Origin of the sequence: Streptomyces sp. NPDC056144 (assembly GCF_042264145.1) — a bacterium.
GTDB lineage: Bacteria > Actinomycetota > Actinomycetes > Streptomycetales > Streptomycetaceae > Streptomyces.
In genome coordinates this window covers 150,576-163,593 of record NZ_JBHJVF010000003.1, presented here as the reverse complement: position 1 = coordinate 163,593, position 13,018 = coordinate 150,576, and the positions used below count along the sequence as shown (strand labels likewise).

9 protein-coding genes are annotated in these 13,018 nt (G+C 74.4%); 3 read left to right on the top strand and 6 right to left on the bottom strand.

Going from position 1 to position 13,018, the window contains the following annotated elements:
* Window positions 1-107: 107 nt before the first annotated feature.
* The gene (locus ACFC0Z_RS11590; protein WP_376435466.1) at window positions 108-473 is read right to left on the bottom strand and encodes an MGMT family protein; all 366 of its coding nucleotides are present in this window, start codon (window positions 471-473) and stop codon (window positions 108-110) included.
* 225 nt (window positions 474-698) lie between these two features.
* Between ACFC0Z_RS11590 and ACFC0Z_RS11585 the strand changes: the two genes are divergently transcribed.
* The 3 genes from ACFC0Z_RS11585 (at window position 699) to ACFC0Z_RS11575 (ending at window position 6,637) form a co-directional block, all read left to right on the top strand.
* Window positions 699-3,335 (top strand): lysylphosphatidylglycerol synthase domain-containing protein, encoded by a 2,637-nt coding sequence (locus tag ACFC0Z_RS11585; RefSeq protein WP_376435463.1) that lies wholly within the window; start codon window positions 699-701, stop codon window positions 3,333-3,335.
* A gap of 68 nt (window positions 3,336-3,403) precedes the next feature.
* A complete protein-coding gene (locus ACFC0Z_RS11580) occupies window positions 3,404-5,026 on the top strand; it encodes an alpha/beta hydrolase (RefSeq protein WP_376435460.1) in 1,623 nt (540 codons plus the stop codon).
* A gap of 45 nt (window positions 5,027-5,071) precedes the next feature.
* A complete protein-coding gene (locus ACFC0Z_RS11575; RefSeq protein WP_376435457.1) occupies window positions 5,072-6,637 on the top strand; it encodes an alpha/beta hydrolase in 1,566 nt (521 codons plus the stop codon).
* Between the two features lie 57 nt (window positions 6,638-6,694).
* Here the strand turns inward: ACFC0Z_RS11575 and moeZ are convergent, their stop codons facing one another.
* The 5 genes from moeZ to ACFC0Z_RS11550 form a co-directional block, all read right to left on the bottom strand.
* A complete protein-coding gene (moeZ, locus tag ACFC0Z_RS11570) occupies window positions 6,695-7,873 on the bottom strand; it encodes an adenylyltransferase/sulfurtransferase MoeZ (RefSeq protein WP_376435454.1) in 1,179 nt (392 codons plus the stop codon).
* A gap of 63 nt (window positions 7,874-7,936) precedes the next feature.
* Window positions 7,937-8,716, bottom strand: a complete 780-nt coding sequence (locus tag ACFC0Z_RS11565; protein WP_376435451.1) for a spherulation-specific family 4 protein — start codon at window positions 8,714-8,716, stop codon at window positions 7,937-7,939.
* A complete protein-coding gene (locus tag ACFC0Z_RS11560) occupies window positions 8,704-9,675 on the bottom strand; it encodes an NAD-dependent epimerase/dehydratase family protein (protein ID WP_376435448.1) in 972 nt (323 codons plus the stop codon). Before ACFC0Z_RS11560 ends, ACFC0Z_RS11565 begins: the two co-directional genes overlap by 13 nt.
* 137 nt (window positions 9,676-9,812) lie before the next feature.
* On the bottom strand, window positions 9,813-11,252 hold the full coding sequence (locus ACFC0Z_RS11555; RefSeq protein ID WP_376435445.1) for a hypothetical protein: 1,440 nt from the start codon (window positions 11,250-11,252) through the stop codon (window positions 9,813-9,815).
* The gene (locus ACFC0Z_RS11550; RefSeq protein ID WP_376435442.1) at window positions 11,245-12,885 is read right to left on the bottom strand and encodes a glycosyltransferase; all 1,641 of its coding nucleotides are present in this window, start codon (window positions 12,883-12,885) and stop codon (window positions 11,245-11,247) included. The genes ACFC0Z_RS11555 and ACFC0Z_RS11550 overlap by 8 nt, the downstream gene beginning before the upstream one ends.
* Between the last annotated feature and the right edge of the window lie 133 nt (window positions 12,886-13,018).

Sequence of the window (13,018 nt, the reverse complement as noted above, 5' to 3'; positions counted from 1 at the left end):
TGGTGCGGGTGAGACGTCCGGCTTCGTCGGGCGTCGTCGCGCGAGACGCGACCATCGACGTTACGCGAAAGGCGTCCGCGCCGAGCCCCGCTCCGTACCGAACCTCCTCACGTGTGACGTCCGTCCCACCGGGCCCGCCGCATGTCGATCTTCGGCACGTGTCCCTCCGCCGCCGCGCCCGCCTCCCGCAGCGGCGTGCCCTCCTCGCGGTAGTGGCCGAGGGCCCGCAGCTCGTGGCCGGGGAGCAGCGTCCCGTCGGCGCGGACCACGCGCCACCACGGCGCCGAACCGCCGTACAGCGCCATCACCCGGCCGACCTGCCGGGGCCCTCCCTCGCCGAGCCACTCGGCCACGTCGCCGTAGGTCATCACCCGCCCGGGCGGGATCGTGTCGGCGACGTCGAGCACCCGCTCCGCGTACGCGGGCAGTTCTCCGGTGTCCCCCACGGGTTCCTCCGTACTCATCCGTGTCATCCTGCCTCACCCCACCGACATGGCCCTGATGCCTCCGTCCGGCGGCTCTTCGTGCCACCATCGTGCGGGCGGTGACTGGTGATACGAGATCAAGAGCGACAAGCAGACACAGACGTACAGCGAGAGCGCGAGCCTACGAGGGACGACGACCGAGCACACAACACGCACGAACACGAGTACGTACGAGAAGCACGCCACGCGCACGCAGGGACGGACGACACAGTGATGGGCCAGGACACCCAACCTCCCGAGGGGGGCGAGGCGGGCCTTCCCGAGCGGGTCTCCGGGGACGAACCCCTGCTCGCCGCCCGTGTCCACCGGCCCTCCGACCTCATGCGGCTGCTCGCCGGTCTCCTCGCCATCGGTCTCGTCATCGCCGTGGCCGCCTTCGCGCACGCGACGACCTCCGGTCTCGAGGAGGACATCAACAAGGGAGCCGTCGGCGCCCCCGACGTCTTCGTCAAGATCGCCGGTCTGGTCTCCTCCATCGCCGTCCTGCTCTTCCCCGTCGCCTTCGCCATCGAGCGCCTGATCAAACGCGACGGGCTGCGCATCGCCGACGGCGTCCTCGCGGCCGTCCTCGCGCACGGCGTCACCCTCGCCACCGACCTGTGGGTCGCCCAGGCCGCCCCCGGCACCATCCAGGACGCGCTGACCCAGCCGCAGTCCGGCGGCGGTCTCACCGACCCCGTCCACAACTACCTCGCCCCCGTCATCGCGTACATGACCGCCGTCGGCATGGCCCGCAGGCCGCGCTGGCGGATCGCGCTCTGGGCGGTGCTGCTGGTCGACGCGTTCACGATGCTGGTGGCCGGCTACACCACCGCGCTCTCGATCATCCTGACCGTCCTCATCGGCTGGACGGTGGCGTACGGCACGCTGTACGCGGTCGGCTCCCCGAACGTCCGGCCCACCGGCCAGACGCTCCTCGCCGGCCTCCGCCGGGTCGGCTTCCGTCCCGTGACGGCGCTGCGCGCCGAGGGCGTCCCCGACGCCTCGGACATCGGCGACCGGGGCCGCCGGTACATCGTCACCCTGGAGGCCGGGCCGCCGCTCGACGTCACCGTCGTCGACCGCGAGCAGCAGGCGCACGGCTTCTTCTACCGGGCCTGGCGGCGGATCACACTCCGCACGATCAGCACCCGGCGTTCGATCGTCTCGCTCCGCCAGGCCCTGGAGCAGGAGGCGCTCCTCGCGTACGCGGCCATCGCCGCCGGGGCGAACGCGCCCAAGCTGATCGCGACCTCGGAGCTCGGCCCGGACGCCGTGATGCTCGTGTACGAGCACATCGGCGGCCGGAGCCTGGACTCCCTGGACGACAAGGAGATCACCGACGAGCTCGTCAAGGGCGCCTGGCGCCAGGTCAAGGCGCTCCAGTCGCGCCGGATCGCCCACCGCAGGCTCGCGGGCGACGCGATCCTGGTGGATCGTTCCGGCAGGGTCTTCCTGACCGACCTGCGCGGCGGCGAGATCGCCGCGGGCGACCTGATCCTGCGCATGGACATCGCGCAACTCCTCACCACCCTCGGCCTGCGGGTCGGGGCCGAGCGCGCGGTCGCGGCGGCCGTGGAGGTCCTCGGGCCCGACACCGTCGCCGACTGCATGCCGCTGCTCCAGCCGATCGCGCTGAGCCGCTCCACGCGCGCGACGCTGCGGAAGCTGGCCCGCGAGCGGTCGCAGCGCGAGCGCGAGGCCGTCCTCGCCGCCTCCGAGGCCGCCAAGCACGAGCGGGAGCTCGCGAAGGCCGAGGCCGCGGCCGACCGGAAGGCCGTACGGGCCGAGACGAAGGCCGAGAAGAAGGCCGACAAGAAGGCGGAGAAACGCGCCCTCGACACGGCGCTCGACGAGGCCCGCGAGGAGGACCTGCTCGCCCAGATCCGGCAGCAGGTGCTCCTCATCCGCCCGCAGGCGCCGGTCGAGCCGGTCCGCCTGGAGCGGATCAAGCCGCGGACGCTGCTCAGCATGATCGCCGGCGCGATCGCCGCGTACTTCCTGTTCGCACAGATCTCCAAGACGCCGCTGTCCACGATCGGCGAGGCCGACTGGCGCTGGGTGGCCGCGGCCGTCCTCTTCTCCGCGATCAGCTACATCGCGGCGGCGATGAGCCTGCTCGGCTTCGTCCCGGAGCGGGTCGGGTTCTGGCGGACGGTGGCGGCGCAGGTGGCCGGCTCGTTCGTGAAGATCGTCGCCCCCGCGGCGGTCGGCGGCGTCGCCCTGAACACCCGCTTCCTCCAGCGCGCGGGCGTCCGCCCCGGCCTCGCCGTCGCGAGCGTCGGCGCGTCCCAGCTGTTCGGCCTCGGCTGCCACATCCTGCTCCTCCTCTCCTTCGGCTACCTGACGGGTACGGAGAAGTCGCAGTCCTTCACCCCGTCGAGGACCGTCATCGCCGGCCTCCTCACGGTCGCGGTCCTCGTCCTCGTGGTGACGGCGATCCCCTTCATGCGGAAGTTCGTCTCGACCCGGCTGCGCTCGCTCTTCGCCGGTGTCGTGCCCCGCATGCTGGACGTGCTCCAGCGGCCGATGAAGCTGGTCACCGGCATCGGCGGCATGCTGCTCCTCACCGGCGTCTTCGTCCTCTGCCTCGACGCCTCGATCCGGGCCTTCAGCGACGGGGCCCTGACGATCAGCTACGCGAGCGTGGCCGTCGTCTTCCTCGCAGGCAACGCGCTCGGCTCGGCGGCCCCGACGCCCGGCGGTGTCGGCGCGGTCGAGGGTGCGCTCACCCTCGGTCTGATCGCGGTGGGTCTGCCCGCCGAGGTCGCGACCCCGGCGGTGCTGCTCTACCGCCTCCTCACCCTGTGGCTGCCGGTGCTCCCCGGGTGGATCTGCTTCAACTGGCTGACGAAGCGCCAGGCGCTGTAACCACGGCCCGTGCCCCACTTGGACCTCCGCCCCGCGCGGAGGTCCGGGTCGCGGCCCACGATGGGCCTATGCCGATCTCCGCCACCCAGCGCGCCGCCCGGCGTGCCGCCCGTCGGGCCGCCCTGCTCACCGCCACGACCGTGCTGCTCGCCGCCGGGTGCTCGGACGGCGGGGACGACACGGCGGCCCCGACGACGACGGACGCCTCCGCCGGGGCCTCGGCGGGAACCTCGCAGGGGGCCTCCGCGCTGGCGACGCAGAAGCTCGCCTGGGCCGCCTGTCCCGCGCCCTCCGCCGCCGAGGGCGGCGGTTCCGCGCCCTCCCCGCTGCCCGGCGGCACGGCCTGGGAGTGCTCCTTCCTCCAGACCCCGCTGGACTGGTCGCAGCCGGACGGCGAGACGATCGAGCTGGCCCTCATCCGCGCCAAGGCCCGCGACGCCGACGCCCGGATCGGCTCGCTCCTCTTCAACTTCGGCGGCCCCGGCGGCTCCGGCATCACCGGCCTCCCCGGCTTCGCCTCCGACTACGAGACCCTGCGCGGCCGCTACGACCTCGTCTCCTTCGACCCGCGCGGGGTCGGCCGCAGCGCCCCCGTCGACTGCGCCACCGACAAGGAGCTCGACGCCTACTACGCGCTCGACTTCACCCCGGACGACGCCGCCGAGGAACGGACCCTGTCCGACGCGCAGAAGAAGTACGCGGCCGGCTGCGAGAAGGACTCGGGCCCCACCCTCCCCCACGTCGGCACCGAGAACGCGGCCCGCGACATGGACCTCATGCGCCAGGTCCTCGGCGACGACAAGCTCCACTACTTCGGCATCTCGTACGGCACCGAACTCGGCGGCGTCTACGCCCACCTCTTCCCGAAGAACGTCGGCCGGGCCGTCTTCGACGCCGTCGTCGACCCGGACGCCGGCGTCGAGGACGGCGCCATCGGCCAGGCCAAGGGCTTCCAGCTCGCCCTCGACAACTTCGCCCAGGACTGCGTGGACCGCGGCGAGGAGTGCACCCTGCCCGGTACGAGCGTGGCCGAGGTCGAGTCCTTCGTCACCGACCTCCTCGCCGCCCTCGACAAGAAGCCGATCCCCGGCATCGGCAACCGCGACCTCACCCAGACGCAGGCCCTCAACGGCATCGCGCAGAGCCTGTACTCGAAGGACTACTGGACCTACCTGGAGCAGGGCCTCGAATCGGCCGACGGCGGCGACGGCGCCCTCCTCCTCACGCTCTCCGACGCGATGAACGGCCGCGACCAGAACGGCAGGTACAGCAACATCCAGGCCGCGAACGCCGCCATCAACTGCGTCGACTTCAAGGAGCGCTACACCCTCGGCCAGGCCAAGGAGCGCCTCCCCGACTTCCGCGAGGCCTCCCCCGTCTTCGGCGACTACATGGGCTGGGCCCTCGCCGGCTGCTCCCAGTGGCCGGTGCCCGGCGCCTGGGACCACCCGGACGTCTCCGCCCCCGGCTCGGCCCCGATCCTCGTCGTCGGCACGACGGGCGACCCGGCGACCCCGTACGAGGGCACGCGCGCGATGGTCAACGCGCTCGGCAAGGGCGTCGGCGTGGAGCTCACGTACGAGGGCGAGGGGCACGGCGCGTACAACGGCGGCAACGCGTGCGTGAAGAAGGCCGTCGACGCCTACCTCCTGAACGGCAAGGCCCCGGCCTCGGGCACCGTCTGCAAATGAACGCCCCCTAGGATGGGCGGCCTTGCCGGGAACCTGGGGGAACACATGCTCATACGTGGACGCGTGACCGCACTGGCCGTGACCGGCCTCCTGCTCGCGGTGGCGGGCTGTACGAACGAGGCGCCTTCGGCGGCCGCGCCGAAACCCTCCACCCCCACCACGTCCTCGCCCACCACCGACGCGAAGCCCACCGCTTCCGCCGCGACCCCGCCCCTCCCCGCCGCCCTCACCGCCCAGCGCCCCTCGTGGAAGCGCTGCGCGGCCCCCGAGGGCGGCGAGCGTCCCGGTTCCGACTGGCGCTGCGCGACCGTCGAGGTCCCGCTCGACCACGCGAAGCCCGAGGGCGCCACGATCCCGATCGCCCTGATCCGCAAGGAGGCCACCGGCTCCGGCGGACGGATCGGCTCGCTCCTCTTCAACTTCGGCGGCCCCGGCGGCTCCGGCGTCGACATCCTGCCGCGCGCCGCCGCCGAGTACGCGGCCCTCGGCGAGCGCTACGACCTCGTCGGCTTCGACCCGCGGGGCGTGAGCCGCAGCTCCGGCGTGGTCTGCCGGGACGACGCCGCCCAGGCCGCCGCCGAGGCCTCGGTCGACCAGACGCCGGACACTCCCGCCGAGGAGGCCGCGTACCTGAAGGACGGCGCGGACTTCGGCGCCGGCTGCGCCCGCCGCTCCGGCGCCGTCATCCCGTACACGACGACCAGCGCCACCGCCCGTGACCTGGACCTGATCCGGCAGGTCCTCGGCGACGAGAAGCTGCACTACTTCGGCATCTCGTACGGGACGCAGCTCGGCGGCACCTACGCGCACCTCTTCCCCGAGAACGTCGGCCGGCTCGTCCTCGACGCGGTCGTCGACCCGACGGCCGACGCCACCGCGCACGCCCGCCACCAGACGGTCGGCTTCCAGCGGGCCCTGGACAACTACCTGAAGAGCACCGGCCAGGACCCGAAGGCGGGGACGGCGCGGATCACGCGCCTGCTCGACCGCCTCGACCGGGAGCCGCTGAAGGTCGGCGGCCGGAAGCTCACCGACGGCCTCGCGCTCACCGGCATCGCGGTCACGCTGTACGGGCAGGCCAACTGGCCGGTCCTCACCCAGGCCCTGGAGCAGGCCGAGCGGGGCAGCGGCGCCTATCTGCTCGCGCTGGCCGACTCGTACAACGACCGGGACGCCTCGGGCCACTACTCCACCCAGTCGCACTCCCAGCGGGCGATCTCCTGCGCCGACTCCTCCGCTCGGCCGACGGCCGAGGAGGCGAAGGCGCTGCTGCCGGAGTTCCGGAGGCTCTCCCCCGTCTTCGGGGCGTTCCTCGCCTGGGACACCGCCGGCTGGTGCGCGGACTGGCCGGTGAAGGGCGAGCGGGCGACCCCGGAGGCGAGCGCCCCGGGCGCGGCCCCGGTCCTGGTCGTGGGCACGACGGGCGACCCGGCGACTCCGTACGAGGGCGCGGAGAAGATGGCGGCGGAGCTCGGCGAGGGCGTCGGGATCCTGGTCACGAACAAGGGCGAGGGGCACGGGGCGTACGGCACCTCGCCGTGCGTGACGCGGACGGTCGACGCGTACCTCCTGAAGGGGACGGTCCCGGCGTACGGCACGACCTGCGGCTGAGCAGCGAGAAGGGCCCGCACTCCTCGCCAGGAGTGCGGGCCCTTCTTCGTACCGCTCTTAGTAGACCGGCTTCTCGGGCTCGATCTGGTGGACCCAGCCGATCACGCCGCCGCCGACGTGCACGGCGTCCGCGAAGCCCGCGGACTTGAGCACGGCGAGGACTTCCGCACTGCGGACACCCGTCTTGCAGTGCAGGACGATCCGCTTGTCCTGCGGGAGGTCCTGGAGGGCGGTGCCCATGAGGAACTCGTTCTTCGGGATCAGACGCGCGCCCGGGATCGAGACGATCTCGTACTCGTTCGGCTCGCGGACGTCGATGACGTCGATGTTCTCGCCGTCGTCCATCCACTCCTTGAGCTGCTTCGGAGTGATGGTGGAGCCGAGCGCCGCCTCCTGGGCCTCCTCGGACACGACGCCGCAGAAGGCCTCGTAGTCGATGAGCTCGGTGACGGTCGGGTTCTCGCCGCAGACCGCGCAGTTCGGGTCCTTGCGGACCTTCACCTGGCGGTACTGCATCTCCAGGGCGTCGTAGATCATCAGGCGGCCGACCAGCGGGTCGCCCACGCCGGCGAGGAGCTTGATCGCCTCGGTGACCTGGATGGAGCCGATCGACGCGCAGAGCACGCCGAGGACGCCGCCCTCGGCGCAGGACGGGACCATGCCCGGCGGCGGGGGCTCCGGGTAGAGGCAGCGGTAGCAGGGGCCGTGCTCGGACCAGAAGACCGAGGCCTGGCCGTCGAAGCGGTAGATCGAACCCCAGACGTACGGCTTGTTCAGCAGCACGGCCGCGTCGTTGACGAGGTAGCGCGTCGCGAAGTTGTCCGTGCCGTCGACGATCAGGTCGTACTGGCTGAAGATGTCCATCACGTTCTCGGCCTCGAGCCGCTCTTCGTGGAGGATCACGTTCACGTACGGGTTGATGCCGAGCACGCTGTCGCGCGCCGACGCGGCCTTGGAGCGGCCGATGTCGGACTGGCTGTGGATGATCTGGCGCTGGAGGTTCGACTCGTCGACCTCGTCGAACTCCACGATGCCGAGCGTGCCCACGCCGGCGGCGGCCAGGTACATCAGCGCCGGGGAGCCGAGGCCACCGGCGCCGACACACAGCACCTTGGCGTTCTTCAGCCGCTTCTGCCCGTCCATCCCGACGTCCGGGATGATCAGGTGGCGGGAGTACCTGCGGACCTCGTCTACGGTGAGCTCGGCAGCCGGCTCGACCAGGGGTGGCAGCGACACGGGGACTCCGGTGGTCGGTATGTCAGTACGGTTGTTCTCCCCGTAACACTGCCACGGCCCTTCTCATTCCGAGACACCCGGTCCGATCCGCGAGACGATTTCGTCCCAGTAGCCGGGCAGCGAGTGGAATGGGTCACTTTGTCCCTGCGGCCCCGACGAGCCGGAGCGATCACCCGGCCGGTCGGTGAAGAAGATCGTCCCGGCGCCCTGCCAGCGGGCGATCCGCAGCGCCTCGTCGAGGTGCGTGCGCGGGATGCCGTGGACGAGGTGGACGAACTTCGCCTCCGGGTAGTCGGCGGTCCACTCCGCCACCTGCGACCAGCGGTAGTCCACCCACGCGCCGGAGAAGGTGACCAGCTGGTCGGCGGTCTCCGCGTAGCCGGGGTGGGGGTGGGTGCCGTGCCCGAGGACGAGATGGGACCCGTCACCGGGCCCGCCGAGCACCGCCCGCAGGCGGTCCGTGAGCCGCCGCGTCCCGGCCAGGTCGGCCCGGTCGGCGGGGGCGCGGTCCAGGTAGTAGCCGTCGGCCTTGTACCAGTCGCGGAAGTGCTCGGCGTCCGCGACCAGCTCGCCCAGCGGCCGGGAGCCGTGGGCGAGGTCGAGGTGGCCGAGGAGCCGGACCCCGGCGTCGCGGAGCCTGCCGGCGGCCGCCAGGCAGTGCGGGTCGGGACGGCTGCCGGGGCCGTTCGCGACGTTGAGCACGGCCCAGTGGACGGGGGTCCCGGGGCGGGTCAGCTCGGCCCACTCGACGGGGGCGAGGAGGGGGTGGGCGTAGCCGGGGACGCCCACCCCGAGGGCCTGGACGGCCCCGGTCTCCGCGGCGGTCGTCGTCAGATGCGACACGCCGCCTCCATCCAGATGTCGGCGAGGGACTCCTCCAGGTTGATCCGGGGCCGCCAGCCGAGCCGGTCGCGGGCGGTCCGCACGTCGGCCTGCTGCCAGGGTCCGCAGCCGTCGGGGTACGGGTACGGGGCCGAGGCCAGCTGGTCGGCGATGGTCCCCTCGGTGCGGGGGGCGCCGATCATGGGGCGCTGCGGGATGCCGTGCGGGCCGTCCAGCTCGTGGAGGTTGCCGGAGTATCCGGCGACCCGGGCGAGGACGGCGGCGGCGTCGCGGAGCCGGACCGCGCGGCCGGTGCCGATGTTGACGACGCCCTGGGCGGCGGAGAGCGAGGCCGCGTGGACGGCCCTGGCGACGTCCCGGACGTCGACGAAGTCCCGCTGCACGCCGAGGCCGCTGAGCTTCAGCTCGCCGTCCCCGGCCTGCATCGCGCGGCGCATCGCCTCGGCGAGGCGGCCGAGCGGGGAGCCGGCGGGGGTGCCGGGGCCGACGGGCGAGAAGACCCGCAGGACGACGGCGTCGAGGCCGGAGCCGAGGACGAGCTCGGTGGCGGCGAGCTTCGACACCCCGTAGGGGCCGCCGGGGCGCGGGACGGCGTCCTCGGCGGTGGAGGAGCCGGGCTGGCTCGGCCCGTACTCCGAGGCGCAGCCGACCTGGACGAGCCGGGCGCCGCAGCCGCTGCGGCGCAGGGCCTCGCAGACGGTGGCGACGGCGATGGTGTTGTGCCGGGTCAGCTCGCGGGCGCCGCCCCGGGTGGCGCCCGCGCAGTTGACGACGACGCCGGGGTGGACGGCGTCCAGGAAGCGCGTGAGCGCGCCCGGGCTCCCGGTGGCGAGGTCGAAGCGGACGTCGGCGTCGTCGCCGCGGCCGAGGGCGGTGAGGTGGACGGCCGGGTCGGCGAGCAGCCGGTCGGCGACGAAGCGGCCGATGAAGCCGTTGGCTCCGAGCAGTAGCACCCTCATCGTGCGGCCCCTGTGTGCCGACCGGCCGGTCCTTGGGATCGAGGGGTCATGGTCTTCGTTCTCCTTGCGGGATGAGACGGGATGAGAGGGGTGGTGGAGGTGCGCCCGCGGCGTCGGCTCCGCGGGTGCACGGGGGCTCAGGGGGTCGCGTGGGCGGAGGCCCTGGCGAGGGCGCCGGTCGCGTGGGCCAGCAGGCCGAGCGCGGCGGCGCCGCAGACGAGGGTGGGGACGGCCCCGGGTCCCGCGGCGTCGACGAGGGCCCGCACGGGGGCGGCGAGTGCGTCGAATCCGGGGGCGGGGACGCGGGCGGCGAGGACGCTCGCGAGGGCGAGCGCCTCGGCGGCGCAGGTGGCGGCGAGCGCGGCGGTGGCCGTCTCGGGGAAGCCGTGGACGGTCAGGAGCCGGGCGAGCAGCAGGAGCGCGCCGAGGGCGAGGGCGCCGGGGCTGAAGCCGGTGAGGGCGAGCAGCCCGGCGAGGGCGAGGAGCTGGAGGGTGACGGTGCCGAGGAGCAGCGGCCTCGCCCGGGCGGCGAAGTCGGCGAGCCCCCGGCTCTCGGCGAGGCGGCGACGGGCCCGGCTCGCGAAGAGGTGCGCGCACCAGGTGGCGGGGGCGACGGCGAGCGCCAGCGCGAGGAGCGGACCCGGGGCGAGCTCCCAGCGTCCGTCGGGACCGCCGGCGAGCACCTGGGCGAGGAGCCCGTCGCCGGCGACGGCGTACGCGAGGAGCCAGAGGGTCCAGAGTCCGGCGGCGGGCACGGCCCTGCCGCCGGGGGCGCGCAGCGGGCCGCGCCGGACGGCGAGGAGGAGCGCGCCGGTCAGCCCGAGGGCACCGGCGACGCCGACGGCGACGCGCGGGGCCCCGTGGGTGAGGGCGAGCCCGAGCCCGCCGAGCGCGGCGGCGGCGCCGGGCGCGAACGCGGCGAGCACCCAGGGCGCGCGGACCGGCTCGCCCGTGGCGGTCGCGAGGGGCGCCTCGCGCCCGCGCGGCACGCGCGCGTACAGCTCCTCGGCGAGCGAGAACACGTCCCGGTGCCGGAACCGAGCGGCGGTCCGGTCGGTGAACCCCTGGGCCTCCAGACCGGCGGCGATCTCCAACGGGTCGACGGCCCGCTCGCACAGCTCGCGGTGCCGGTGCATGAGCACCTTGACGGGGTCGGCGTTCCCGCGCCGCACCCGGACCCCGCCGGCCACCGCCCCGTCCCCGTTCCCGTTCCCGTGCCCGCGCCGCCAGGCGGCCCCGGCCACGGGAGGTCCGGGCAGGTCGGCACCGCCGCCGACGGGCCGCGCCGTGAGGGCCGGGGGCTCGTCGGAGGCCGGCGGCTCCTCGGAGACCGGCGGCTCGTCGGAGGCAGGACGGGGCCGCGCCCAGGCGTCGGGCAGCCCGAGGGCCGGTTCGGCGGAGTCGTGTACGGGACGGTCGGCCGTCCCGTACACGGGCGGGTGTCCCGCCGCCGAGGGCGGGGCTATCGGGGCGGCGACGGTGGAGGTGGTGTCCAGGAGGGCTCTGGAGTGCGGGTCCCAGGCTCCGGGGCTCGTGGGGGCGGCAGGGCCGCGCATCGGGGTGTCTCCTTCAGGCATCGGGGGCTCCTGTGGCCGCCGTCATCGGCGCCGGGTGCGTCCAGCTGCCGGGTACGTGCGCCTCGGCCGGGTGGGCGAAGGGGACGCCGTCCCCGGGGCGGTGGCGTACCGGCGCGTGGGAGAGGAGCTCCAGGTAGATGCCGCGGAACGCGGCGAGGTTCTGTTCGACGGTGAAGAGTTCGAGCGCGCGGGCCCGGGCCGCCGCGCCGAGCCGGTAGCGGCGCTCCGGGTCCCGCAGCAGCGCCAGGCAGGCGTCGGCGAGCGCGCGCGGGTTGCGCGGCGGCACGACGAGCCCGGTGCCGCCGATGACCTCGACGACCGCGCCGACGTCCGTGGACACCGTGGCCCGCGCGCAGAACATCGCCTCGACGAGGCTCGTCGGGAAGCCCTCGACGACGCTGGAGAGGACGACGACCGCCGCGGAGGCGTACGTGTCCTCCAGGGTCGGCGCCTCGGGCCCGCCGAGCTCCTCGAAGGTGACCGGGTTCTCGCCGACCGCGTGCGCGCCCGCCGCCTCGTCGGGGAAGAGCTGCGCCGCGAACGTCTTGCAGTGCGCGAGGTACGTGTTGCCCCGGTGCTCGCCGTGCCCGCCCCCGCGCGGCACGGCAACGATCCGCAGCCGGACGTCGGGCTGGCGCGCCCGGATGTCGGCGAAGGCGTGGAGCAGCGCGACCAGGTCCTTGGCGGGTTCGACGCGCCCGATCCACACGAGCGTCGCGGGGTCCCCGCTCTCCTCGTCCTCGCCGACCTCGGCGAACCGTTCGGCCGCCATCCCGGGGTGGACCGTCCTGATCCGCGCCCGGTCGGCCCCGCACCGCTCCTGCCAGCGCCGGGCGTGGGCGTCGCCGGGGGTGAGGACGGCGGCCTGCCGGTACGTCTCCGCGGCGAGCCGGCCGTGCAGCGCGGCGAGCAGCGCCCGCAGCGGCGCCGGGCGGTCGGCGGCGTCCGTCGCGAGGTAGTGGGCGCGGAGCCCGACCCCGTACTCGGTGACCAGGAGCGGCGTCCCGAAGAAGCGTTTGGCCAGGAGGCCCGGGAGGGCGGTCGTGCCGCCCGCGGTCGCGTGGCAGACGTCGACCGCGCCGAGCGCGTCCTCCGCGTACCAGTCGAAGGAGAGCGGGCGCAGGGCGCGCTCCAGGTGGTCGGCGAAGGCGAGGTGGTCGGGGAGGCCGGCCGCGGCGACCGTCCGGCGTGCGCCGGGGGCGCGGCAGGCGGCTTCGAGGGTCCGGACGGCGTCGTCGGAGCGGAGCGCGCCGGGCAGGCCGCCGCGTTCGCGGGCGAGGTCCGCGAGGGCGTGGAGCCCGGTGGGGAAGGAGGTCTCGTGGGGGTCCTCGGCGCAGATGCCGTCGGCCAGCGCGCGGTACGCCTCCGTGAACCGGCGCCGGTCCCTGCGGCCGTACGCCTTGCGGGACACGCGGTCCTCGCCGAAGGCGGCCCGCTCGATGAGGCTCGTCGCGGCGGGGCGGCCGGCGGTGCGGACGATCCGCGCGTTCGGCGGGAGGCCTTCCGGGGAGGGCTCGCCGTCCCGAGCGAACACCTCGAACCGGTGCTGCCCGAGCCCCCGGACGAGCCGGTCGCACCACAGCCCGGACGCGCCGGCGGCGCCCGGGAAACCGCCCTCCGTGAGCAGCCCCAACCCCCCCACCACCCACCCCCTCTCCCCGTTGCCGGCGCCCACGGTGGGGCGGGTCACTCGCCGGGGTAACACCTTACGCGGACAACCGGGGGGGGCGCCGGCGGGTGGGCCGCCCCACCACCGGAAGGGGTGA